The following is a 23,580-nucleotide window of genomic DNA, read 5'->3' on the forward strand; positions in this document are numbered from 1 at the left end:
CCCGTCTGTTCGGCCTGTGCCGAGTCGCTCGTCGTTGGGCGCGCAGCGTCAGCGGTCTTCCTCGGGGGAAGACTCGTCAGCGGTCTTCCTCGGAGGAAGACTCGGGAACGGCCGTCAGCCGCTCCGTCTCGTCCTGTATCTCAGCGGCGATCTTCTTGAGTTCCGGCTCGAACTTGCGACCGTGGTGGGCGCAGAAGAGCAGCTCTCCGCCGCTCAGCAGGACGACGCGCAGGTACGCCTGGGCGCCGCAGCGGTCGCAGCGGTCGGCGGCCGTCAGCGGGCTCGCGGAAGTCAGAACAGTAGTCACGTCGCCTCTTCTCTAGCTCGACGAGCTGTCGTACCAGGGTCAACATCCAACCAGCCCCAAAACGTTCCCGCTCGAGGCTTTTCCTCGAAAAAATTTCTTCCGAGTGGCCGGCTGTTGCCGGTTGGCGGCGAATGTGCCGTATTGCGTGTCTCTGTGTCGTACGGGTTCGCGCAGTCGGTCAGTGGGTCGGTCCCGCCGGCTGGGTTGCCGGTTTGTTCATGAGGACGTGCCCGGAGCCTAAATGGTTCATGCCTCGAAGGGAACGTGATGTGTACTTCACTCCATCGAGGTATCGAACAAGTATACGACCGTGGACTAGGCTGAGTCTTCCGCGAGGGTGGCGTTACACCGGCTCTACCAGGCCTCGGTACCCTCTGACCGGTGAACCGAGCCGCGCCCTTACCCAGCGGGGCCCCATCTGAAATTCAGCGAGGAGCGAACCGCGTGACCGCCGAGACGTCCGTGCCGTCCACTGCGCTGCTGGCAGGAGCAGACCGGGACGGATCCAACTACACCGCGCGGCACCTGCTCGTCCTCGAGGGGCTCGAGGCCGTACGCAAGCGTCCGGGCATGTACATCGGATCGACCGACAGCCGTGGCCTGATGCACTGCCTGTGGGAGATCATCGACAACTCCGTCGACGAGGCCCTCGGAGGCTACTGCGACCACATCGAGGTGATCCTCCACGACGACGCGTCGGTGGAGGTCCGGGACAACGGCCGGGGCATCCCGGTCGACATCGAGCCCAAGACCGGTCTGTCCGGTGTCGAGGTCGTCATGACCAAGCTGCACGCCGGCGGCAAGTTCGGCGGCGGCTCGTACGCCGCCTCCGGCGGTCTGCACGGCGTCGGCGCGTCCGTGGTGAACGCCCTGTCCGCCCGGCTCGACATCGAGGTGGACCGCGGCGGGCACACCCACGCCATCAGCTTCCGGCGCGGGGTCCCGGGCGCGTTCACGGGCGCGGGCCCGGACGCCGGGTTCGAGGCCGGGAGCGGGCTGCGCAAGGCCAAGAAGATCCCCAAGAGCCGTACCGGCACGCGCGTGCGGTACTGGGCCGACCGGCAGATCTTTCTCAAGGACGCCAAGCTCTCCCTGGAGACGCTGCACCAGCGCGCCCGCCAGACCGCGTTCCTGGTGCCCGGGCTGACGATCGTCGTCCGCGACGAGTTCGGTCTCGGCGACGGCGGCAGCAAGGGCGAGGAGTCCTTCCGCTTCGACGGCGGCATCAGCGAGTTCTGCGAGTTCCTGGCCAGCGACAGGCCCGTCTGCGACGTCCTCCGCTTCAGCGGACAGGGCAACTTCAAGGAGACCGTCCCGGTCCTCGACGAGTACGGGCAGATGACGCCCACCGAGGTCACCCGCGAGCTCGGGGTCGACGTCGCGATGCGCTGGGGCACCGGGTACGACACCACGGTCAAGTCGTTCGTCAACATCATCGCCACGCCCAAGGGCGGCACCCACGTCGCCGGCTTCGAGCAGGCGGTCGCCAAGACGATGAACGAGGTGCTGCGGGCCAAGAAGCTGCTGCGCGTGGCCGAGGACGACATCGTCAAGGACGACGCCCTGGAGGGGCTCACGGCGGTCGTGACGGTCCGCCTCGCCGAGCCGCAGTTCGAGGGGCAGACCAAGGAGGTCCTCGGCACCTCGGCGGCCCGGCGCATCGTGAACAACGTGATCAGCAAGGAACTCAAGGCGTTCCTCACCTCGACCAAGCGCGACGCCGCCCAGCAGGCCCGCGTGGTCATGGAGAAGGCCGTCGCCGCGGCCCGCACCCGCATCGCCGCCCGCCAGCACAAGGACGCCCAGCGCCGCAAGACGGCCCTGGAGTCCTCCTCGCTGCCCGCGAAACTCGCCGACTGCCGCAGCGACGACGTCGACCGCAGCGAGCTGTTCATCGTCGAGGGCGACTCCGCACTGGGCACGGCGAAGCTCGCCCGGAACTCCGAGTTCCAGGCTCTGCTGCCGATCCGCGGCAAGATCCTCAACGTCCAGAAGTCGTCCGTGACGGACATGCTGAAGAACGCCGAGTGCGGCGCGATCATCCAGGTCATAGGAGCCGGGTCGGGCCGCACCTTCGACCTCGACGCGGCCCGCTACGGCAAGATCATCATGATGACCGACGCCGATGTGGACGGCTCCCACATCCGGACGCTGCTCCTGACCCTGTTCCACCGCTACATGCGGCCCATGGTCGAGGCCGGCCGGGTCTTCGCCGCGGTGCCGCCCCTGCACCGCATCGAGCTCAGCCAGCCGAAGAGGGGCCAGGACAAGTACGTCTACACGTACTCGGACCGCGAGCTGCGCGACAAGCTCATGGAGTTCCAGACCAAGGGCATCCGGTACAAGGACTCCATCCAGCGGTACAAGGGCCTCGGCGAGATGGACGCCGACCAGCTGGCCGAGACCACCATGGACCCGCGCCGCCGCACCCTGCGCCGGATCAACCTGACCGATCTGGAAGCCGCCGAGCAGGTCTTCGACCTGCTGATGGGCAACGACGTCGCCCCCCGCAAGGAGTTCATCTCCAACTCGGCGGCGACGCTGGACCGGTCGCGCATCGACGCCTAGGGCTTCCCCCGGATCCGGCCCCCGTCTCCCGGACGGGGGCCGGATCCGTGTGACCACCAGCGGGGTGAGTCACCTGATGGGGTGAAGTGGATGAGGAAGAAGAGTCAGGGATCTTCCCGTTCTGTCCATCCTTGGGCATGCAGTCAAGCAACGATCGCCCCCGCGACGCCGGGGACGGCCCCGATGTCGCGGTCGACCACCGCGAGGTCCGGGACCGGGCCGGTGCCGAGGCATCCGCGAGCCCGAGGTACGACGACCCCTGGTACGACGCCCTCGCCTCCGGCTGGGGCGAGCCGGCGGGCGTGGGAGCCCCCCTGGCGGCGGTGCCCCCGCCGCGCCCGGGAGCGGCGGGCAAGGCCCCTCGGGGCACGGCCGACGTGTACCTGGAGGTGCAGCGCAGCCAGGCCTTCCAGGAGGTCCGCAGCAGGTACCGGAGGTTCGTGGTGCCGGCGGTCGCCGCCTTCTTCGTGTGGTACGTGGCCTACGTGGTGACCGCCACGGCGGCGCCCGCACTGATGGCCCGTCCGGTGGCCGGGGCCGTGAACGTGGCGATGCTGGCGGGGCTCGGACAGTTCCTCACGACCTTCCTGCTCACCTGGGCGTACGCCCGGCACGCCCGGCTGCGCAGGGACCGTGCCGCGCTCGAACTGCGCTGGGACACCCAGGAACTGACCCGCGGCGTCCGAGGCGGTGCCTCATGACGGGCGACCACCAGACGCTGGCCCTGATGCTGTTCAGCACCTTCGTCGCCGTCACCCTGGGGATCACGACGTGGGTGAGCCGCCACCGGCACGGATCGGCGGAGGAGTTCTACGCGGGGGGCCGCCTCTTCTCCCCGATGGAGAACGGTTTTGCCATCGCGGGCGACTACATGTCCGCCGCTTCCTTCCTGGGCATCTCCGGCCTCATCGCGCTCCACGGCTACGACGGCATGCTCTACTCGGTGGGCTTCCTGGTCGCCTGGCTCGTCGTGCTGTTCCTGGTCGCCGAACTCGTCCGCAACTGCGGCAGGTTCACCCTCGCGGACGTCGTGGCCGCGCGCATGAGGGAACGGCCGGTGCGGATCGCGGCCGGCACCTCCTCGGTCACCGTGTCCGTCCTCTACCTGGTGGCACAGATGGTGGGTGCGGGCAGCCTGGTCGCGCTGCTGCTCGGGGGCACGGGCGACGCGGCGCGGACCTGGACCGTCATCGGCGTCGGCGCGCTGATGGTGATCTACGTGTCGTTGGGCGGGATGCGGGCCACCACCTGGATCCAGATCGTGAAGGCCGTTCTGCTGCTCGGCGGCACCGTGGCGCTGACCGCGCTCGTCCTGGTGCGCTTCCACGGCGACGTCGACCGGCTGCTGCGCACGGCGGCCGAGCGCAGCGGTCACGGCGAGGCGTTCCTGGCCCCCGGACTGGCGTACGGCGGTGACTGGACCTCCCGCCTCGACTTCATCAGCCTCGGACTGGCGCTGGTCCTGGGCACGGCCGGGCTGCCGCACATCCTGTCCCGCTTCTACACCGTGCCCACCGCCCGCGCGGCGCGGCGGTCGGTGGTCTGGTCGATCGGTCTCATCGGCGGTTTCTACCTGATGACGATCGTGCTCGGTTTCGGTGCCGCCGCCGTCGTCGGGCCGGACGCCGTCCGCGCGTCGAACGCGGCGGGCAACACCGCGGTGCCGCTGCTGGCGCTCGACCTCGGCGGCGGAGCGGACTCCACCGGCGGCACGGTCCTGTTCGCGGTCGTCGCCGCCGTCGCCTTCGCCACCATCCTCGCGGTGGTCGCCGGCATCACCCTGGCCTCCTCGGCGTCCGTGGCGCACGACCTGTACGCGTCCCTGCGGCGCCGTGACGCCGAGCCGCGCAGCGAGGTCGCCGTGGCGCGCGTCGCCGCCGTCGGCATCGGCGCCGTCGCGATCGCCCTCGGGCTGCTCGCCCGCGACCTCAACGTCGCCTTCCTGGTGGGACTGGCCTTCGCCGTCGCCGCTTCCGCCAACCTGCCGGTGCTGCTCTACTCACTGTTCTGGCACCGCTTCACCACACGCGGCGCCGTGTGGGCGGTCTACGGCGGGCTGGTCCCGGCCGTGGTGCTCGTGCTGCTGTCGCCGGTGGTGTCGGGCAGCGCGCAGTCGCTGTTCCCGGGCACCGATTTCCAGTACTTCCCGCTGCAGAACCCCGGCCTCGTCTCGATCCCGCTGGGCTTCGTCGCGGGCTGGCTCGGCACGGTCACCTCGACGGAGGTCGCCGACGAGGCCAGGCACGCCGAGACGGAAGTGCGGTCGCTGACGGGGGCGGGCGCCGTGTGAGCCGGGGACGGCCGTCTCCGCCCGCCCGGGCGACGCCCGGCTCCCTCAGGCGCGGGTGGCCCACCGGTAACGGTGTTCCGGACGGCCGGCGTCGCCGTACTTGAGGGTCAGCCTGGCCCGTCCCGTGCGCTCCAGGAGCTTCAGGTAACGCTGGGCGGTCTGGCGGCTCACCCCGGTCCGCTCGGCGATCTCCTGGGCGGACAGCGGCCCGTCGGCGCTCATCAGGCACTGGCGCACCAGCTCGGCGGTGGTGGGGGAGTGCCCCTTGGGCAGTGCCGGCTCCGACGGCGCGGACAGGGCGCCGAAGATGCGGTCCACCTCCGCCTGTTCCGCCTCGCCACCGCCGTCGAGGGTGCGGCGCAGCTCCGCGTAGGCCTCCAGCTTGACACGCAGGCCCGCGAAGGCGAACGGCTTGACCAGGTACTGCAGGGCGCCCTGGCGCATCGCCGCCTGGACGGTCGCCACGTCCCGCGCCGCCGTCACCATGATCACGTCGGTCTGGTGACCGCGTCGCCGCATCTCCTGGACGACCTCCAGACCGGTCCGGTCGGGCAGGTGGTGGTCCAGCAGGATCAGGTCCAGGCGGGGCAGGTCCTCCACGCGGCGCAGCGCCTCCGCCGCGCTGTGCGCCTCGCCGGCCACGTGAAAGCCCGGCACCTTCTCGACGTAGGCGGCGTTGACCCGCGCGACCCGCGTGTCGTCGTCCACGACCAGGACCTCGATCATCGGGAATCCTCCTCGACGGCGGTGTTCACGGGGACGGTGCGGCCGGGACCGGGACGGGCGGGGGCGGTGGGCGCGGGCTCCGGGTCCGCCTCGGTCAGCGCCTCGGGCAGGACGACGACGAACTCCGCTCCGCCCCCGTGCGCCGCGCGGACGACGGCGCTGCCTCCCTGCCGCTGCGCGAGCCTGCGCACCAGGGACAACCCGATGCCGCGCCGGCGGTGCGCCGGCGGTTCCTTGGTGGACCAGCCCTCCGTGAACACCAGCTCGCGGTGTTCCGCGGGGACTCCCGGCCCCGTGTCGCGCACCGTGAGCGTCACGGCGCGGCCCTCCGCGCACAACTCGACCTCCACGCGCGCGTGCCGTGTGCCCGCCACGGCGTCCAGCGCGTTGTCGACCAGGTTGCCGACGACCGTGACGAGCCCCCTCGGGTCGACCAGGCAGTCCGGCAGCCGCGTCCGGTCCGACACCCACAGGACGACCTGGCGCTCGGCCGCGACGGTCGCCTTGCCGACCAGCAGGGCGGCGAGCAGCGGGTCCCGGATCCGCTCGGTGATCTGCTCCGCGGTGGCCCGGTGGTCGCCGACCACCTCGCCGACGAACTCCACGGCGTCGTCGTACATCTCCAGCTCCAGCAGCCCCAGCAGCGTGTGCATGCGGTTGGCGTGCTCGTGGTCCTGTGCGCGCAGGGCGTCGATCAGGCCACGCGTCGAGTCCAGTTCCCGGCCGAGCTGCTCCAGCTCGGTGCGGTCGCGCAGGGTGGCGACGGCGCCGCCGTCGTCGGTGGGCATCCGGTTGGCGACCAGGACCCGCTGGCCGCGCACGGTCAGCAGGTCGGTGCCGGTCACCCGCCCGGCCAGGACGTCGGCGGTGCGGCCCGCGCCGAGCGCCTCGTCGGGGGAACGGCCGACGGCCTCCGAGCCGATGCCCAGCAGGCGCTGCGCCTCGTCGTTGAGGAGCCGGATCCGGCCGCCGCGGTCCAGGGCGACGACGCCCTCCCGGATGCCGTGCAGCATGGCCTCGCGCTCCGCGAGCAGCCCCGCGATGTCCGAGAAGGCCAGGTCCCGGGTCTGCCGCTGGACCCGGCGCGCGATGAGCCAGGCGGCCAGCGCGCCGACGGCCAGGGCGCCTCCGGCGTAGGCGAACAGCCCGGGAACGGCGTGGAGCAGCCGGGCCCTGACACTGTCGTACGCGATGCCCACCGAGACCGCCCCGACGATGCGGCCGTCGCCGTCGCGCAGGGGGACCTTGCCGCGCGCGGAACGGCCCAGGGTGCCGTCGTCGATCTCCATGACCTCACGGCCGGCCAGGGCCTGTCCGGGATCGGTGGACACGACCGAGCCGATCCGCGCCGGGTCGGTGTGCGACCAGCGCACTCCCTGCCGGTCCATCACGACGACGTACTCCGCGCTGGTCGCCTCACGGATCCGCTCCGCCTCCCGCTGCACCGGGTTGTCCGGCGTCGGCGGGGTGCCGCGCAGGTCCCGGACGATCTGCTGCTGCTGCGCGGTGGTCTGCGCGATCGCGAGGGCCCGGCGCATCGCCTGGTCGTCCAGCTGGTCACCGAGTGGTGCCAGGAACAGCCCGGTCGCGAGCACCGCGACTCCCGCGGCGATCGCCAGCTGCATCAGCAGCACCTGGGAGAACACCCGCCGCGGCAGGCCGAGGCGCAGACGGCGAACGGGGGGAGTGGAGCTCATACCCATGACGGTACGTGGGGGCCACGACGTGCCGTGGCGGGATGTGGTGCGGATCTCGCGCGCGGCGCCCCGCGAGGCGCGCGGGCGGGCGCACGGCCGACGCTTCCGGTGTCCGGCCCCGGGCCTCAGCTCGCCAGTGCCGTCACCGTCAGCTCACGGACCGCCGTGACCTCCATCCGGGCCGGGGAGCCGAGCACCGACGTCCCGCAGCTCTCCGGGCGGGCCGGCAGTGACGCGCCCTGGGCGACGGTGACCCGCCAGTGCCGCCCGTCGGCGTGGGCCACGGTCACCTCCCAGCGCGGGGCGTGGCCGTCGGTGCGGACGACGCTCAGCACCTGTGCGGCGTCCTCGCCCAGCGCCGTGCGCACGGCCAGTTCGGCCGCCTGGCCGGGCCGGTCCCACGCGGAGCTCCCGCGGCAGTTGTCCACCACGATCCGACCGTCCCGGACGCCGCGCAGGATGTCCCTGACGTCGTCGGCCCGGACCCTGCCGTACGCGTATCCGTGCGGCAGGACGAGCACCGTGGGTGAGAAACGGTGCCCGCCGAGGTGGGTGACCTCCCAGACGCCCTCGGCCCCGGAGGCGGCGAGCTCGGCAGCCAGGGGACGGCCGAGGAGGGCGCAGCAGCGGTCGCGCTTCCCGTTGGTGCAGACGAGGACGAGGGGATCGCCGGTGTGGGGGGCGCCCGTGAGCACCGAGCCGAAGGAACGGTGCTCGCCCCTGCCGAGCGCGGCGAAATCGAGGTCGAGCAGCCGGCGGGGGTCCGTGAGCGTGGCGCCGTGCAGCCACGCGTTCCCCGGCGTGGTGTGGGCCGCGTACACCCGGCGGTCCGCGGGGGTGCGGCGGTCCGCGTGGCGGCCGGGACGGCGGATGAGCGCGATGCGTACGCCCGTCCCCTTCACGGCCGCCTCCAGGGCGCGGCCCAGCGCGGGGTCCAGGTGGCTCGAAGTGAGCGCCTTCGCCCCCCAGGGGCCGGGCTGCTCCAGCAGCAGCCAGGTCCTCGCGACCGGTGCCGTTCCCGAAACGGGCTCGTCGAGGTCCCGGGAGACGGTTGAGCACGTACTCACAGAGGTGAGCCTAACCTGAGTCGGCTCGCGATGACTTCCAGCCGCGCTCGCGAGCTACTCCGGCAGGGGCTGCGGCGGCCGCGGGCCCGAGTACAGACCGCTGGGTCGCATGCGCAGCGGCCGTTCCCCGTACTCCTCCAGCGCGTGTGCGATCCAGCCCGCCGTACGGGCCACCGCGAAGATGGTCTCGGCGGCGCTCGCGGGCATGCCGGACGAGACGGTGAACACGGCGAGGGCCAGGTCGACGTTGGCGTGCAGCGGGGTGTGGCGGGCGGTGGTGGCCACCACTTCGCGGGCCGCGGCGAGGGCGGGTGCGGCGCCGGGGAGGTCCTCCAGGAGGGTGAACAGGGCTCGCGCGCGGGGATCCTCGCCGGAGTAGAGCCGGTGGCCCAGTCCCGGGATCCGGCGGCCGGCCCGCAGCTCCTCCGCGATCACCGGCGCCGCGCTGCCCTGGTCGAGCACCTCCAGCAGTATCCGGTGGGCGAGCCCGCCGGCCGCGCCGTGCAACGGGCCCTCGATCACGCCGAGCCCGGCGGACACGGCCGCGTACGCGTGCGCCCGCGCCGACGCGGCGACCCGCACCGCGAGCGTGGAGGCGGCCAGGTCGTGGTCGACGAGCAGGGAGAGCGCGGTGTCGAGGACGCGCAGCGACGCCTCGTCGGCGGCACGCCCGCTGAGCCGCGTCCACAGCCGGTGGGCGAGCGGGCCCCGGCCGGCGTGCTCGTGCTCGGGCAGCACGGGCGGCAGCGCGGCGACCAGGGTGGGGATGAGGACGCGGGCGGTGCCCAGCACGGCGTCCTCGGACAGGTCGAAGCGCAACGGGTCCGCGGCCGCGGCGGCGATGGCCGCGACGCGTAGCCGGTCGGCGGGGCCGGCGTGTTCGGGCAGGGCGCCGACGGCCCGGCGGGCGACCGCCACCGACTCCTCCGGCGCGGTGAAGGAGACGCCGGGGCGCAGCCGCCCCGTCCACAGCCACTCGGCGGTCTCCTCGTAGCCGTGGCGCAGGGCGAGGTCCACCGCGTCGACGCCCCGGTAGTAGTACCGGTCCTTCTCGATGAGCGTGATGCGGGTGCGGACGGCCAGTTCCTGTCCCGAGGCCTGGGTCGTGCCGGTGCCGCCGCTGTCGCGCCGGTTGCGACGGGCCAGTGCCCGCACCTCCTGGGCGTCGAAGGTGCTGCCCCGGCCGCCGGGCGCACGGCGGCTGTCGAGCTGGCCGCGGCTGACGTAGGCGTACACGGTCTCGGGCTTCACGCCCAGCAGCTCGGCGGCCTCCCGGGTGGTCAGGCGCTGCTCGGTGGCGGCGGGCCGGCCGGGTTCTTGATCGCGCATGGGGGTCACCGTATCGATCCTCGGGGTGGATTCTTGCTGCACATTGATTCAATCAATGTTGACAGACAGATAGTCAACTATAGACAGTTGCATTGAGTTCAGGGAGGAAAACATGTCTGTCAACGTGCCGCGAGGACTCGCGGGTGTCGTGGTCACCGACACCGAGGTCGGTGACGTCAGAGGGCGCGAGGGCTTCTACCACTACCGGCAGTACTCGGCCGTCGAACTGGCGCGGACGCGGACCTTCGAGGACGTCTGGCACCTCCTGGTCCACGGTGAACTGCCGGACGCCCGGCGCGGTGCCGCCTTCGCCGCCGAGACCGCGGCGCTGCGGCGGCTGCCCGACGAGGTGAGGACCGCGCTGCCCGCCGTCGCCGCGGCCGGCGGACGCTCCGGCCCACTGGCCGGGATGCGCACGGCGCTGTCGCTGCTGGGCGCGGCCGAGGGCTTCAGGCCGGTGTACGACCTGGACGCCGACCGGCGCCGCCAGGACACCCTCGTGGCCGCCGCGGCCGTACCGACGCTGCTCACCGCGCTGTACCGGCTCGGACGGGGGCTCGACCCCGTGGAGCCGCGCGAGGACCTGCCGTACGCGGCGAACTACCTGTACATGCTGACCGGCACGGAGCCGGACGAGCGGCGCACCCGGGCGGTCGAGCAGTACCTCGTCTCCACCATCGACCACGGCTTCAACGCGTCGACGTTCACCGCACGGGTCATCGCCTCGACGGGCGCGGACGTGGCGGCCTGCCTCGCCGGAGCGGTGGCGGCGCTGTCCGGGCCGCTGCACGGCGGGGCGCCGAGCCGGGCCCTGGACACCCTGGACGCGATCGGCACACCCGAGCGCATCGACCCCTGGATCCGTGAGCGGGTGCTCGCCGGTGACCGCATCATGGGCTTCGGCCACGCCGTCTACCGCACGGAGGATCCCCGCTCCCGGCTGCTGCGCGAGGTGGCGCAGGGGTTCGGCGGCCCGCGCGTGGAGTTCGCGGTCGAGGTGGAGCGGCAGGTGGAGGCGATCCTCGCGGAACTGAAACCCGGGCGGGAACTGCACACGAACGTCGAGTTCTACGCGGGCGTGGTCATGGAGCTGTGCGGTCTGCCGCGCGAGATGTTCACGCCGACGTTCGCGGCGGCGCGGGTGGTGGGCTGGAGCGCGAACATCCTGGAGCAGGCGGGCGACTCGAAGATCATCCGCCCGGCGGCGCGGTACGTGGGGCCTCCGGCGCCGGTCGGGGTGCCCGCGGCGGCCTGAGAAGGGCGGGCCGGGAAGAACGCGATCGTCCGGTCCTGGGCTACCTCACCTGCTCGTATCCTGAACAGGCAGTTCCGTTCCGCGGGCACTCGGGCCGCGGGCCGGCGTACGCGCAGGTGAGAGAGAGGACGTGTGGTGGGGCAGTGCCCGACTTCCCGGCGGATCCCGGTCGTCGTACTCGCCGGGTTCCTCGGCTCCGGAAAGACCACCCTGCTCAATCACCTCCTGCACCGCAGCGGGGGCAGCCGGATCGGTGCCATCGTCAACGACTTCGGTTCCATCGAGATCGACGCGATGGCCGTGGCCGGCGCCCTCGGCGACTCCACCGTCTCGCTCGGCAACGGGTGCCTGTGCTGTGCCGTCGACGCCGGTGAACTTGACGGCTACCTGGAGCGGCTGGCCCGGCCCGACGCCGGCGTCGACGTCATCGTCATCGAGGCCAGCGGTCTCGCCGAGCCGCAGGAGCTGGTACGCATGCTGCTCGCCAGCGAACAGCGGGAGATCGTGTACGGCGGCCTCGTCGAGGTCGTCGACGCCGCCGAGTTCGACGCCACGCGAGCCAGGCACCCGGAGATCGACCGGCACCTGGCGCTGGCCGACCTCGTGGTGGTCAACAAGACCGACCGGGTCCCGGACGCCGAGCGCGTCCTCGCCCTCGTCCGCTCCCTCGCCGACCGCGCGGCCGTCCTCCCCGCGGCCTACGGACGCATCGACCCCGAGTTCCTCTTCGACTGCCGGCCCGGCGAGGAGCGCATCGGGCAGCTGTCCTTCGACGACCTGCACGACCATTCCCCGGACGACGCCCACCCCGGCCATCTGCACACCGCCTACGACAGCGTGTCCTTCGTCTCCGACGTGCCCCTCGACCCGCGCCGGCTGATGCGGTTCCTGGACGGCCGGCCCGAGGGCCTGTACCGGATCAAGGGCCACGTCGACTTCGGACCGCACGACCGGCGCAACCGGTACGCCGTCCACGCCGTCGGACGGTTCCTGCGCTTCTACCCGCAGCCCTGGGCGTCCGCCGAGCCGCGCCTCACCCAACTCGTCCTGATCGGCACCGGCATCGACGCGACCGTGCTCGGCAAGGAGCTCGACGCGTGCCGCAGCGACGCCCTCCACGCCGACGAACACGGCATGTGGGGCGTCCTGCGCTACGTACCGGACCCGGAGGACGGTGACCCCGGGCCGGACGGTGACCCGGCGGAGCCGAGCGGCGGGGAGCCGCCGCTCACGTCCTAGGCGGGACCCGCCACCACCGCCACCGTCTTCGGCAGCGACACGCCCGAGCCGTCGCGGCGCGGGTCGAGGTCCGGAAGCTGGGCCGGGGTGCCGTTCTTCTGCGAGGCCCGTGCCGGGGCCGGGCCCGCCCAGGCCAGGGCCAGGCAGTCCTCGCCCTTCAGGAACCGCTGGCAGCGCACGCCGCCCGTGGCGCGGCCCTTGCGCGGGTACTGGTCGAACGGCGTCAGTTTGGCCGTGGTCTGGACGGAGTCGTCCAGCGTGCCGCGTGAACCCGCGATCGTGAGGACGACCGCGTCCGCCGCCGGGTCCACCGCCGTGAAGGAGATGACCTTGGCGCCCTCGGCGAGCTTGATGCCCGCCACACCGCCCGCCGGGCGGCCCTGGGGACGGACCTGCGAGGCCTGGTAGCGCAACAGCTGTGCGTCGTCCGTGATGAAGACCAGGTCCTCCTCGCCGGTGCGCAGCTCGGCCGCGCCGACGATCCGGTCACCCTCCTTGAGCGTGATGACCTCCAGCTCGTCCTTGTTGGACGGGTAGTCGGGTACCACGCGCTTGACGATGCCCTGCTCCGTGCCAAGGGCCAGACCCGGCGAGGACTCGTCCAGCGTGGTCAGGCAGACGACCGTCTCGTCGTCCTCCAGGGACACGAACTCCGCCAGCGGCGCGCCGCCCGACAGGTTCGGCGCGGGCTGCGGTTCCGGGAGCTGGGGCAGGTCGACCACGTTCACCCGCAGCAGCCGCCCGCCGGACGTCACCACGCCGATCTCGCCGCGGGCCGTGGCCGGCACCGAGGACACGATCAGGTCGTGCTTGACGCGCTTGGCGCGGGCGTCCGTGACGAGGGGCTCGTCGTTCACCGTGCGGGCCAGCAGGCCCGTCGAGGACAGCAGCACCCGGCACGGATCGTCCGCCACCTGGAGCGGAACGGCGGCCACCGGGGCGCCGGCCGACTCCAGCAGGAGCGTGCGCCGGTCGGTGCCGAACTTCTTGGCCACGGCCGCCAGCTCGGCGGAGACCAGCTTGCGCAGCTCGGCGTCCGACTCGAGGATCCGCGTCAGCTCCTCGATCTCCGCGTCGAGCCGGTCCTTCTCCGCCTCGAGCTCGACGCGGTCGTACTTGGTCAGCCGGCGCAGCGGCGTGTCCAGGATGTACTGGGTCTGGACGTCGCTCAGCGAGAAGCGGTCCATCAGGCGCTGCTTGGCCTGCGCCGAGTTCTCGCTGGAGCGGATGAGGCGGATGACCTCGTCGATGTCGATCAGCGCGGTGAGCAGGCCCTCGACCAGGTGGAGGCGGTCACGGCGCTTGGTGCGCCGGAACTCGCTGCGCCGCCGTACGACGTCGAAGCGGTGGTCGAGGTAGACCTCCAGCAGCTCCTTGAGGCCCAGGGTGAGGGGCTGGCCGTCGACCAGGGCGACGTTGTTGATGCCGAAGGACTCCTCCATCGGCGTCAGCTTGTACAGCTGCTCCAGGACGGCCTCGGGCACGAAGCCGTTCTTGATCTCGATGACCAGACGCAGTCCGTGCTCGCGGTCGGTGAGGTCCTTGACGTCCGCGATGCCCTGGAGCTTCTTCGAGCCGACCAGGTCCTTGATCTTCGCGACGACCTTCTCCGGGCCGACCGCGAAGGGCAGCTCGGTGACGACGAGGCCCTTGCGGCGGGCCGTCACGGTCTCCACGGACACCGTCGCGCGGATCTTGAACGTGCCGCGGCCCGTCTCGTAGGCGTCCCGGATGCCGGGCAGGCCGACGATCCGGCCGCCGGTGGGCAGGTCGGGGCCCGGAACGTGCTTCATCAGGGCGTCGAGGTCGGCGTTCGGGTACCGGATCAGGTGCCGGGCGGCCGCGATCACCTCGCGCAGGTTGTGCGGCGGCATGTTCGTGGCCATGCCGACCGCGATGCCGGAGGCGCCGTTGACCAGCAGGTTCGGGAAGGCGGCGGGCAGGGCCACCGGCTCCTGCTCCTGGCCGTCGTAGTTGGGGCCGAAGTCGACGGTGTCCTCGTCGATCGACTCCGTCATCAGACCGGCGGCCTCGGCCATCCGGCACTCGGTGTACCGCATGGCGGCCGGCGGGTCGTCGTTGCCCAGCGAGCCGAAGTTGCCGTGGCCGTCCACCAGGGGCACGCGCATGGAGAAGGGCTGGGCCATCCGCACGAGGGCGTCGTAGATCGACGCGTCGCCGTGCGGGTGCAACTTGCCCATGACCTCGCCGACGACACGGGCGCACTTCACGTAGCCGCGCTCGGGCCGCAGGCCCATCTCGCTCATCTGGTACACGATGCGGCGGTGCACCGGCTTGAGCCCGTCGCGGGCGTCGGGGAGCGCACGGGAGTAGATGACCGAGTACGCGTACTCGAGGAAGGAGCCCTGCATCTCGTCGACGACGTCGATGTCGAGGATCTTCTCCTCGTACGACTCGTCGGGCGGCGGGGTCTTCGTACTACGGCGGGCCATCGCTGCCGGCTCCTTGCTGAAGCGTGAACGGTGATCTGACGCGGTCCATTGTGGACCGCGGCACTGACAGCGACCGACCAGGACCCGTCACGGGCTGCCCGGCCCGGCGCTGCCCGCAGGGTACGCCCTCGCCCCGCGCCCCCGTCCCCGGCGGTCGCCGGCCCGATCTCGCTCTCGGCGTACGAGGTCCGGGAACTCCACCGGCGGCCCGCACGCTTGCATACAGTGGCAGGACCGGCGGAATTCCGCAGTTCCGCCCGATGTTTCCATCCGGATTTCCGCGATCGAAGGGACGTACATGCCCATGGGTCACACGGCCACAGCCCAGGCAGGCTCCGGCGGCCTGACAGCGACCGAGCACCGCCTGGCCAACGGCCTGCGCGTGGTGCTCTCCGAGGACCACCTGACCCCGGTCGCGGCGGTGTGCCTCTGGTACGACGTCGGCTCGCGCCACGAGGTCAAGGGGCGCACCGGTCTGGCTCACCTCTTCGAGCACCTGATGTTCCAGGGCTCCGCCCAGGTCAAGGGCAACGGCCACTTCGAGCTGGTGCAGGGCGCCGGCGGCTCGCTCAACGGCACCACCAGCTTCGAGCGCACCAACTACTTCGAGACCATGCCGGCCCACCAGCTGGAGCTCGCCCTCTGGCTGGAGGCCGACCGCATGGGCTCCCTGCTCGCCGCCCTGGACGAGGAGTCCATGGAGAACCAGCGGGACGTCGTCAAGAACGAGCGCCGCCAGCGCTACGACAACGTGCCCTACGGCACGGCGTTCGAGAAGCTGACCGCCCTGGCGTACCCGGAGGGCCACCCGTACCACCACACGCCGATCGGCTCGATGGCGGACCTGGACGCGGCGACGCTGGAGGACGCGCGCGCGTTCTTCCGCACCTACTACGCGCCGAACAACGCGGTGCTGTCCGTCGTCGGCGACATCGACCCCGAGCAGACGCTCGCCTGGATCGAGAAGTACTTCGGCTCCATCCCGTCGCACGACGGCAAGCCCGCCCCCCGGGACGGCTCGCTGCCCGACGTCATGGGCGAGCAGCTGCGCGAGGTCGTCGAGGAGGAGGTCCCGGCGCGCGCCCTGATGGCGGCCTACCGCCTGCCGGAGGACGGCACGCGCGCGTGCGACGCGGCCGACCTGGCCCTGACCGTCCTGGGTGGCGGCGAGTCGTCCCGCCTGTACAACCGGCTCGTGCGGCGCGACCGCACGGCCGTGGCCGCCGGCTTCGGTCTGCTGCGGCTCGCCGGGGCGCCCTCCCTGGGCTGGCTGGACGTGAAGACGTCCGGTGACGTGGAGGTGCCCGTCATCGAGTCGGCCATCGACGAGGAGCTCGCCCGGTTCGCCGAGGAGGGCCCCACGGCCGAGGAGATGGAGCGCGCCCAGGCCCAGCTGGAGCGCGAGTGGCTCGACCGCCTCGGCACGGTCGCCGGCCGCGCCGACGAACTGTGCCGCTACGCCGTCCTGTTCGGCGACCCGCAGCTCGCCCTCACCGCCGTGCAGCGGGTGCTCGAGGTGACGGCCGAGGAGGTCCAGGAGGTCGCCAAGGCCCGCCTGCGCCCCGACAACCGCGCGGTGCTCGTCTACGAGCCGACCGCCCCCGCCGACGAGAACGACGCCACCGACGACGACGAGGAGGCGGCCAAGTGACCGAGCTCGCCACCATGGAATTCCACCCCCAGCCGCAGGCCGGCGAGCCCAAGCCCTGGGCGTTCCCCGCCCCCGAGCGCGGCAGCCTCGACAACGGCCTCACCGTGCTGCGCTGCCACCGCCCCGGCCAGCAGGTCGTCGCCGTCGAGGTCTCGCTGAACGCGCCCCTGGACGCCGAGCCCGCCGGTCTGGACGGTGTCGCCACGATCATGGCGCGCGCGTTCTCCGAGGGCACCGACAAGCACTCCGCCGAGGAGTTCGCCGCCGAGCTGGAGCGCTGCGGCGCCACCCTCGACGCGCACGCGGACCACCCCGGCGTCCGGCTGAGCCTGGAGGTGCCCGTCTCGCGCCTCGCCAAGGCCCTGGGTCTGGTCGCCGACGCGCTCAGGGCGCCCGCGTTCGCCGACAGCGAGGTCGAACGGCTGGTGCGCAACCGGCTCGACGAGATCCCGCACGAGCTCGCCAACCCCTCCCGGCGCGCGGCCAAGGAGCTGTCCAAGGAGCTGTTCCCGGCCGACTCGCGCATGTCGCGCCCGCGTCAGGGCACCGAGGAGACGGTCGCGAACATCGACGCGGCGGCCGTCCGCGCCTTCTACGAGAAGCACGTCCGCCCCGCCGCGGCCACCGCGGTGATCGTCGGCGACCTCACCGGCGTCGACCTCGACGCGCTGCTCGGTGACACCCTCGGCGCGTGGACCGGTTCCGCCGCCGAACCGCGCCCCGTGCCGCCGGTGACCGCCGACGACACCGGACGGGTCGTCATCGTGGACCGCCCCGGCGCCGTCCAGACGCAGCTGCTGATCGGCCGCACCGGGCCCGACCGGCACGACCGCGTGTGGCCCGCGCAGGTCCTCGGCACGTACTGCCTGGGCGGCACCCTCACCTCGCGCCTGGACCGCGTCCTGCGCGAGGAGAAGGGCTACACCTACGGCGTGCGGGCCTTCGGGCAGGTCCTGCGTTCCGCGCCCGACGGCACGGGCGCCTCGATGCTCGCCATCAGCGGCTCCGTCGACACGCCCAACACCGGCCCGGCGCTGCAGGACCTGTGGACGGTGCTGCGCACGCTCGCCGAGGGCGGGCTCACCGACGCCGAACGCGACGTCGCCGTGCAGAACCTGGTGGGCGTGGCGCCGCTGAAGTACGAGACGGCGGCGGCCGTCGCGAGCACGCTGGCCGACCAGGTCGAGCAGTACCTGCCCGACGACTACCAGGCCACGCTGTACCGCCAACTCGCCGCCACGGGCACCGTGGAGGCCACCGCGGCGGTCGTCAGCGCCTTCCCGGTGGACCGTCTGGTGACGGTCCTCGTCGGCGACGCGGCGCAGATCAAGGAGCCCGTCGAGGCCCTCGGCATCGGCGAAGTCACCGTGGTGGCCGCCGAGTAGCGGTACGCGCGCGTGACGGCCCCGGTGACCCGAGCGTCACCGGGGCCGCCGTATGTCCGAATTGGGGGAGAGGCTGCCCGTCTGCCCTGTGGCATGCGCTACAAAAAGCCGGTTGCGTTTGAGGATCGAAGACAGCCGCGTCTAGCGTCGTCCGGGCTGTTCGTCAGGCAGTGCGCCGCACCCGCGGCACCGGACAGTCATCGCCGAGTCCCCGTACGGCGCGAGCCAGGGGAGCCGGGGACCCATCGCAGTCCCTGGGGTGAATCGGACGCCCGCGCTTCGGCGAGGGGGTCCGTAGGAGACCTTCCTGCTCCGAACCCGTCAGCTAACCCGGTAGGCGAGAGGGAAGGAAAGGACCAGCCTCTACATGGCGTTCACGCGCGCCACCGGGAAGCACCGCCGTCCCGGCCGCATGCACCGCACCACCGTTCGCGCGGCGGGCGTCGCGGCCCTCGCCACCACCGGCGTCGTCGGCACCCTCGCGGCCCCGGCCCTCGCCGCGGAGCCCGAGCCCGAGCAGACCGGGCTGACCCCGGTCGTCACCATCGGCGACTCCATCGCCGCCGAGATCGACGCCCAGGCCGCCGCGCAGAAGCAGGCGGCCCTGGACGCCGCCGCCCGCGAGGCGGCGATGGAGGCCGCGCGCGAGCGGGCCGCGGAGGCCGCCGAGGAGGCGCGCGAGGCCAAGGAGCGCGCCGCGCGCGAGGCGGAGCGCGAGCGCCTCAACACCTTCGTCGCGCCGATCGCCGGTTCCTACGTGTCCACGGCCTACCGGGCCGGCAGCTCCCTGTGGTCCTCCGGCAGCCACACCGGCATCGACTTCCACGCCTCCACCGGCACCTCGGTGCACGCGGTCGGCGTCGGCACCGTCGTCGAGGCCGGCTGGGGCGGCGCGTACGGCAACCAGGTCGTGATCAGGATGCACGACGGCACGTACACCCAGTACGGCCACCTGTCCTCCATCGGCGTCTCGGTCGGCCAGTCGGTCGACGCGGGCCAGCAGATCGGCCTCTCCGGCGCCACCGGCAACGTCACCGGCCCGCACCTGCACTTCGAGGCCCGCACGAGCCCGGAGTACGGCTCGGACATGGACCCCGTCGCCTACCTCCGCTCCCACGGCGTGAACCTCTGACGACGGGCGGCACGGTCCGCACGGCATCCCGAAGGCCCCGGCTCCCCGAGCCCGGGCCTTCGGGCTTTCCGGTTTCGCCGCCGCCGTTTCGCCGCCGCCGTTTCCTACCGCCGTTTCCCGTCCCGTTTCCGGCACGTGAACGACCAAAAAACATCCACGAATTCCCGCTCTCCGTCCGAAAGCGCGGCGCATTGGCCTAGAGTCACGGAAACACGTGTCCATCGTCGACGTTTCACGGGGATCAAGGCGGAGGTCGGACATGCGCATTCCGGCGCACTCGGTGTGCACGGCGATCAGGGACGACATCGTCGCCGGGGTCCACGGCCGCGGCAGCCGGCTCACCGAGGAGCTGCTCGCCCGCCGCTACGGCGTCTCCCGCGTCCCCGTCCGCGAGGCGCTGCGCACCCTGGAGGCCGAGGGCTTCGTGGTGACCCGGCGGCACGCGGGCGCGTGCGTCGCGGAACCCACCGAGCAGGAGGCCGCCGACCTGCTCGAGACCCGCACGCTGCTGGAGCCCCTCGGCGCCTCCCGCGCGGCCCGGCGCCGCACCGAGGCCCACCTCAGGGTGCTGCGGGGCCTGGTCAGGCTGGGGCAGGAGCGTGCGCGGCAGGGGCGCGGCGAGGACCTGCGCGCGCTGGGCGGCTGGTTCCACGAGACCCTCGCCCAGGCGGCCGGCAGTCCCTCGCTCGCGGCGATGCTGACCCAGCTGCGCCGCAAGATCGACTGGATGTACCGCGTGGAGACGCCGCCCGGTGCGGCGGAGCACTGGGCGGAGCACGGCGCGGTCGTCGACGCGGTGGCGCGCGGCGACGGGGACCGCGCGCGGGCGCTCATGGCGCTGCACGTCGAGCGGTCGGCATCGGCGCACCGGCTGCGCTTCACCTCCGGCGACCGTCCGGGCGGTGTGAGGAATGCGCAACGTCCCGTAAACATGCCGGTCCTGCGGAATTAACACGGGTGCCGTATACGAAAAAGGGGGGAATTCAGGGGGCTGTTTCCGCTGCCTGGACCGGGGGTGGGAAAAGGCCCGCCCGGTGGTCCGGGCGAGCCTTTTCGGGGTGCCGTCACATCAGACGGTCTCGGGAAGCTCCTCGAGCCCCTCGGAGACCAGCTTCGCCAGCCGGTCCAGGGCCGCGTCCGCGCCCTCGGCGTCGGAGGCGAGGACGATCTCCTCGCCCCCCTGGGCACCCAGGCCCAGGACGGCCAGCATGGAGGCCGCGTTGACGGGGTTGCCGTCGGCCTTGGCGATCGTCACCGGGACGCCTGTGGCCGTGGCGGCTCGGACGAAGATGGAGGCGGGGCGGGCGTGGAGGCCCTCGGCCCAGCCGACGTTGACGCGGCGCTCAGCCATGTGTTGCTGCCCTTCAGGTGTTCAGGTTGTCTAGACCAGTTTCCCACATCATGAAGCATGGCCGGACGGCCGTGCACCGTCCGGGACGGCCGTCGGACCGCGGCCTCGGCCCGACCTTCCGTCCTCCACAGCCTGCCCCGCGCCGTTGTCGTACGCGAGCCGTACTCTGGGGCCCATGCAGACCTCGTCGGACCGGCACGAGTACCCCGCCCACTGGGAAGCCGACGTGGTGCTGCGCGACGGCGGCACCGCGCGCGTCCGCCCCATCACCGTTGATGACGCCGAGCGCCTGGTCAGCTTCTACGAGCAGGTCTCCGACGAGTCGAAGTACTACCGCTTCTTCGCGCCGTACCCTCGCCTGTCCGCCAAGGACGTCCACCGCTTCACGCACCACGACTTCGTGGACCGGGTGGGACTCGCGGCCACCGTCGGCGGCGAGTTCATCGCCACCGTACGCTACGACCGGATCGGCGCCGGCGGAACACCCGCTTCCGCCCCGGCCGACGAGGCCGAGGTCGCCTTCCTCGTCCAGGACGCCCACCAGGGCCGGGGCGTCGCCTCCGCGCTCCTGGAGCACATCGCCGCCGTCGCCCGGGAGCGCGGCATCCGCCGCTTCGCCGCCGAGGTGCTGCCCGCGAACACCAAGATGATCAAGGTGTTCATGGACGCCGGGTACACCCAGAAGCGGAGCTTCGAGGACGGCGTGGTCCGCCTGGAGTTCGGCCTGGAACCCACCGACCGCTCGCTCGCCGTGCAGTACGCGCGCGAACAGCGCGCGGAAGCCCGCTCGGTGCAGCGCCTGCTCCAGCCCGGCTCCGTCGCCGTCGTCGGTACCGGCCGCACCCCCGGCGGCGTCGGCCGCAGCATCCTCGGCAACCTCCGGGACGCGGGCTACACCGGCCGCCTCCACGCCGTGAACAAGGCGTTCCCCGAGGACCTGAAGGACATCGACGGGGTGCCCGCCCGCCGCTCGGTGCGCGACATCGACGGCCCCGTCGACCTCGCCGTCGTCACCGTGCCCGCCGAGCACGTGCCCGAGGTCGTCGCCGAGTGCGGCGAACACGGCGTGCAGGGCCTCGTCGTGATCTCCGCCGGGTACGCCGACAGCGGCCCCGAGGGACGCGAACGCCAGCGGACCCTCGTGCGCCAGGCGCGCACGTACGGCATGCGGATCATCGGGCCCAACGCCTTCGGGATCATCAACACCTCCCCGGCGATCCGCCTCAACGCCTCCCTCGCCCCCGAGATGCCCCGCCCCGGCCGGATCGGCCTGTTCGCCCAGTCCGGCGCCATCGGCATCGCCCTGCTCTCCCGGCTGCACCGGCGCGGCGGCGGGGTCACCGGCGTGACCGGCGTGTCCACCTTCGTCTCCTCCGGCAACCGGGCCGACGTCTCCGGCAACGACGTCCTCCAGTACTGGTACGACGACCCCGAGACCGACGTCGCGCTGATGTACCTGGAGTCCATCGGCAACCCCCGCAAGTTCACCCGCCTGGCCCGGCGCACGGCGGCGTCCAAGCCGCTGGTCGTGGTGCAGGGCGCCCGGCACGGCGGCGTCGCGCCGCAGGGCCACGCCGTACGGGCGACGCGGCTGCCGCACGCGACGGTCTCCGCGCTGCTGCGGCAGGCCGGGGTGATCCGCGTCGACACGATCACCGACCTGGTCGACGCCGGGCTGCTGCTCGCCCGCCAGCCCCTGCCCGCCGGTCCACGGGTGGCCATCCTCGGGAACTCGGAGTCCCTGGGACTGCTCACCTACGACGCGTGTCTGTCGGAGGGCCTGCGGCCGCACCCTCCGCTGGACCTGACGACGGCGGCCTCCGCGCAGGACTTCCACGCGGCCCTGTCCCGGGCGCTGGCCGACGACACCTGCGACGCGGTGGTGGTGACCGCCATCCCGACGGTGGGGGAGGGGGCGGCCGGCGACGCGGCACTGGCCGAGGCGCTGCGCTCGGCGGCGACCGCGGTGCCCGACAAGCCCGTCCTCGTGGTGCACGTGGAGCTGGGCGGCCTCGCCCAGGCCCTGTCCGCCGCGGCGAGCACCGCACCGCAGGCCGCCCCGGGCCCCCCGCTCCCGGGGGCACCGGGCACCCCAGGCACCCCAGGCGCCCCAGGCACCCCAGGCACCCCGGACATCGCGGACGGCGGCCCCGCGCCGGAGCCGCCCATCGAGACCGCCGAGACCGCCGAGACCGCCGAGACCGCCCAGGCCCCGGAAGGGGCCCGCCTCATCCCCGCCTATCCCGCCGCCGAACGCGCCGTCCGCGCCCTCGCCCAGGCCGTCGCCTACGCGCAGTGGCGCCGCGACGCCGCCGACCCCGGCAAGGTCCCGGAGTACGACGACATCGACGAGAAGGGCGCCGCCGAGCTGATCGCGGGCCACCTCGCGCGCGGGCAGGGCCTGGCGCTCGGCGACGACGACACCTGCGAGCTGCTCGGCAGGTACGGCATCCACGTCCACCGCGCCCTGCCCGCCCCCACCCCCGACGACGCCGTCGCCGCCGCCGGCGCGCTCGGCTACCCCGTCGCCCTCAAGGCCACCGCCCCGCACCTGCGCCACCGCGCCGACCTGGGCGGCGTCCGCCTCGACCTCGCGGACGAGGAACAACTGCGCCGGGCCTACGCCGAGCTGACCGAGCTCTTCGGCAGGCCCGAGGAACTGCGGCCGGTGGTACAGGGGATGGCGCCGCGCGGCGTCGACACGGTCGTCCGGGCGGTCATCGACCCGGCGGCCGGCGCGGTGCTCTCCTTCGGGCTCGCCGGGGCGGCCACCCAGCTCCTCGGCGACACGGCGCACCGGCTGATCCCGGTCACCGACCGGGAGGCCACTTCCCTGATCCGTTCGATCCGCACCGCGCCCCTCCTCTTCGGCTGGCGCGGCTCGGCCCCGGTCGACGCGGCCGCCCTGGAGGAACTGCTGCTGCGCGTCTCCCGGCTGGTCGACGACCACCCGGAGGTCGTCGCGGTCACCCTGGAGCCGGTCGTCGTCGCCCCGCGCGGACTGAGCGTCCTCGGCGCCTCCGTCCGCCTCGCGCCCCCACCCGCCCGGGACGACCTCGGCCCGCGGATGCTTCCGGCGTACTGACGCCCCCGGCGCACCGGCCGAGCGCGACCGCGCGGGGACGGCCCC

At 72.8% G+C, this 23,580-nt stretch carries 17 protein-coding genes and 1 riboswitch; of the genes, 10 read left to right on the top strand and 7 right to left on the bottom strand.

From position 1 onward, the window contains the following. Positions 1–76: 76 nt before the first annotated feature. Positions 77–307 (bottom strand): hypothetical protein, encoded by a 231-nt coding sequence (locus JHAT_RS13550; RefSeq protein ID WP_077798384.1) that lies wholly within the window; start codon positions 305–307, stop codon positions 77–79. Between the two features lie 444 nt (positions 308–751). Between JHAT_RS13550 and JHAT_RS13555 the strand changes: the two genes are divergently transcribed. From JHAT_RS13555 to JHAT_RS13565, 3 genes are all read left to right on the top strand, one after another. After that, positions 752–2,875, top strand: a complete 2,124-nt coding sequence (locus JHAT_RS13555; RefSeq protein ID WP_077798385.1) for a type IIA DNA topoisomerase subunit B — start codon at positions 752–754, stop codon at positions 2,873–2,875. 137 nt (positions 2,876–3,012) lie between these two features. Continuing rightward, positions 3,013–3,576 (top strand): DUF485 domain-containing protein, encoded by a 564-nt coding sequence (locus JHAT_RS13560; protein WP_077798386.1) that lies wholly within the window; start codon positions 3,013–3,015, stop codon positions 3,574–3,576. Next, positions 3,573–5,165, top strand: a complete 1,593-nt coding sequence (locus tag JHAT_RS13565) for a cation acetate symporter (protein ID WP_077798387.1) — start codon at positions 3,573–3,575, stop codon at positions 5,163–5,165. Before JHAT_RS13560 ends, JHAT_RS13565 begins: the two co-directional genes overlap by 4 nt. 45 nt (positions 5,166–5,210) lie before the next feature. On the opposite strand, the gene JHAT_RS13570 is transcribed toward JHAT_RS13565, so the two are convergent. The 4 genes from JHAT_RS13570 to JHAT_RS13585 form a co-directional block, all read right to left on the bottom strand. Beyond that, a complete protein-coding gene (locus JHAT_RS13570; RefSeq protein ID WP_077798388.1) occupies positions 5,211–5,891 on the bottom strand; it encodes a response regulator in 681 nt (226 codons plus the stop codon). Next, on the bottom strand, positions 5,888–7,588 hold the full coding sequence (locus JHAT_RS13575) for a sensor histidine kinase (protein ID WP_077798389.1): 1,701 nt from the start codon (positions 7,586–7,588) through the stop codon (positions 5,888–5,890). The genes JHAT_RS13570 and JHAT_RS13575 overlap by 4 nt, the downstream gene beginning before the upstream one ends. A 125-nt stretch (positions 7,589–7,713) precedes the next feature. After that, on the bottom strand, positions 7,714–8,655 hold the full coding sequence (locus tag JHAT_RS13580; protein WP_077798390.1) for a sucrase ferredoxin: 942 nt from the start codon (positions 8,653–8,655) through the stop codon (positions 7,714–7,716). Positions 8,656–8,709: 54 nt separating this feature from the next. After that, positions 8,710–9,984 (bottom strand): citrate synthase, encoded by a 1,275-nt coding sequence (locus JHAT_RS13585; RefSeq protein WP_077798407.1) that lies wholly within the window; start codon positions 9,982–9,984, stop codon positions 8,710–8,712. A 112-nt stretch (positions 9,985–10,096) separates the two neighbouring features. On the opposite strand from JHAT_RS13585, the gene JHAT_RS13590 reads away from it, so the two are divergent. Further along, positions 10,097–11,239: a citrate synthase/methylcitrate synthase gene (locus tag JHAT_RS13590; RefSeq protein ID WP_077798391.1), complete on the top strand. Its 1,143-nt coding sequence runs from the start codon at positions 10,097–10,099 to the stop codon at positions 11,237–11,239. 135 nt (positions 11,240–11,374) lie between these two features. Then, on the top strand, positions 11,375–12,478 hold the full coding sequence (locus JHAT_RS13595) for a GTP-binding protein (protein ID WP_077798392.1): 1,104 nt from the start codon (positions 11,375–11,377) through the stop codon (positions 12,476–12,478). Here JHAT_RS13595 and JHAT_RS13600 read toward each other — a convergent pair. Next, a complete protein-coding gene (locus JHAT_RS13600; protein WP_077798393.1) occupies positions 12,475–14,931 on the bottom strand; it encodes a DNA topoisomerase (ATP-hydrolyzing) subunit A in 2,457 nt (818 codons plus the stop codon). The two genes, JHAT_RS13595 and JHAT_RS13600, sit on opposite strands and share 4 nt — an antisense overlap. A 298-nt stretch (positions 14,932–15,229) precedes the next feature. Between JHAT_RS13600 and JHAT_RS13605 the strand changes: the two genes are divergently transcribed. From JHAT_RS13605 to JHAT_RS13620, 4 genes are all read left to right on the top strand, one after another. After that, positions 15,230–16,582, top strand: a complete 1,353-nt coding sequence (locus tag JHAT_RS13605) for a pitrilysin family protein (protein WP_077798394.1) — start codon at positions 15,230–15,232, stop codon at positions 16,580–16,582. Next, the gene (locus JHAT_RS13610) at positions 16,579–17,967 is read left to right on the top strand and encodes a pitrilysin family protein (protein WP_077798395.1); all 1,389 of its coding nucleotides are present in this window, start codon (positions 16,579–16,581) and stop codon (positions 17,965–17,967) included. The genes JHAT_RS13605 and JHAT_RS13610 overlap by 4 nt, the downstream gene beginning before the upstream one ends. Before the next feature lie 191 nt (positions 17,968–18,158). Further along, positions 18,159–18,322: riboswitch (cyclic di-AMP (ydaO/yuaA leader) on the top strand. Positions 18,323–18,334: 12 nt separating this feature from the next. Then, a complete protein-coding gene (locus tag JHAT_RS13615; RefSeq protein WP_077798396.1) occupies positions 18,335–19,099 on the top strand; it encodes a M23 family metallopeptidase in 765 nt (254 codons plus the stop codon). A 259-nt stretch (positions 19,100–19,358) separates the two neighbouring features. Next, positions 19,359–20,051 carry a GntR family transcriptional regulator gene (locus JHAT_RS13620; RefSeq protein ID WP_077798397.1) on the top strand — a complete coding sequence of 231 codons (693 nt, stop codon included), beginning with the start codon at positions 19,359–19,361 and terminating at the stop codon, positions 20,049–20,051. Between the two features lie 117 nt (positions 20,052–20,168). On the opposite strand, the gene JHAT_RS13625 is transcribed toward JHAT_RS13620, so the two are convergent. After that, positions 20,169–20,450 carry an HPr family phosphocarrier protein gene (locus JHAT_RS13625; protein ID WP_019755624.1) on the bottom strand — a complete coding sequence of 94 codons (282 nt, stop codon included), beginning with the start codon at positions 20,448–20,450 and terminating at the stop codon, positions 20,169–20,171. Between the two features lie 175 nt (positions 20,451–20,625). Between JHAT_RS13625 and JHAT_RS13635 the strand changes: the two genes are divergently transcribed. Next, on the top strand, positions 20,626–23,535 hold the full coding sequence (locus JHAT_RS13635) for a bifunctional GNAT family N-acetyltransferase/acetate--CoA ligase family protein (RefSeq protein ID WP_077798398.1): 2,910 nt from the start codon (positions 20,626–20,628) through the stop codon (positions 23,533–23,535). Positions 23,536–23,580 lie beyond the last annotated feature (45 nt).

Origin of the sequence: Streptomyces sp. JHA26 (assembly GCF_002005565.1) — a bacterium.
Classification (GTDB): Bacteria; Actinomycetota; Actinomycetes; order Streptomycetales; family Streptomycetaceae; genus Streptomyces.

Excerpts from the sequence above, each read along its gene's own strand:
- JHAT_RS13560 (WP_077798386.1), top strand. The coding sequence starts at position 3,013 with ATGCAGTCAAGCAACGATCGCCCCCGCGACGCCGGGGACGGCCCCGAT.
- JHAT_RS13565 (WP_077798387.1), top strand. The coding sequence starts at position 3,573 with ATGACGGGCGACCACCAGACGCTGGCCCTGATGCTGTTCAGCACCTTC.
- JHAT_RS13570 (WP_077798388.1), bottom strand. The coding sequence starts at position 5,891 with ATGATCGAGGTCCTGGTCGTGGACGACGACACGCGGGTCGCGCGGGTC.
- JHAT_RS13575 (WP_077798389.1), bottom strand. The coding sequence starts at position 7,588 with ATGAGCTCCACTCCCCCCGTTCGCCGTCTGCGCCTCGGCCTGCCGCGG.
- JHAT_RS13585 (WP_077798407.1), bottom strand. The coding sequence starts at position 9,984 with ATGCGCGATCAAGAACCCGGCCGGCCCGCCGCCACCGAGCAGCGCCTG.
- JHAT_RS13590 (WP_077798391.1), top strand. The coding sequence starts at position 10,097 with ATGTCTGTCAACGTGCCGCGAGGACTCGCGGGTGTCGTGGTCACCGAC.
- JHAT_RS13600 (WP_077798393.1), bottom strand. The coding sequence starts at position 14,931 with ATGGCCCGCCGTAGTACGAAGACCCCGCCGCCCGACGAGTCGTACGAG.
- JHAT_RS13605 (WP_077798394.1), top strand. The coding sequence starts at position 15,230 with ATGCCCATGGGTCACACGGCCACAGCCCAGGCAGGCTCCGGCGGCCTG.
- JHAT_RS13615 (WP_077798396.1), top strand. The coding sequence starts at position 18,335 with ATGGCGTTCACGCGCGCCACCGGGAAGCACCGCCGTCCCGGCCGCATG.
- JHAT_RS13620 (WP_077798397.1), top strand. The coding sequence starts at position 19,359 with ATGCGCATTCCGGCGCACTCGGTGTGCACGGCGATCAGGGACGACATC.
- JHAT_RS13625 (WP_019755624.1), bottom strand. The coding sequence starts at position 20,450 with ATGGCTGAGCGCCGCGTCAACGTCGGCTGGGCCGAGGGCCTCCACGCC.
- JHAT_RS13635 (WP_077798398.1), top strand. The coding sequence starts at position 20,626 with ATGCAGACCTCGTCGGACCGGCACGAGTACCCCGCCCACTGGGAAGCC.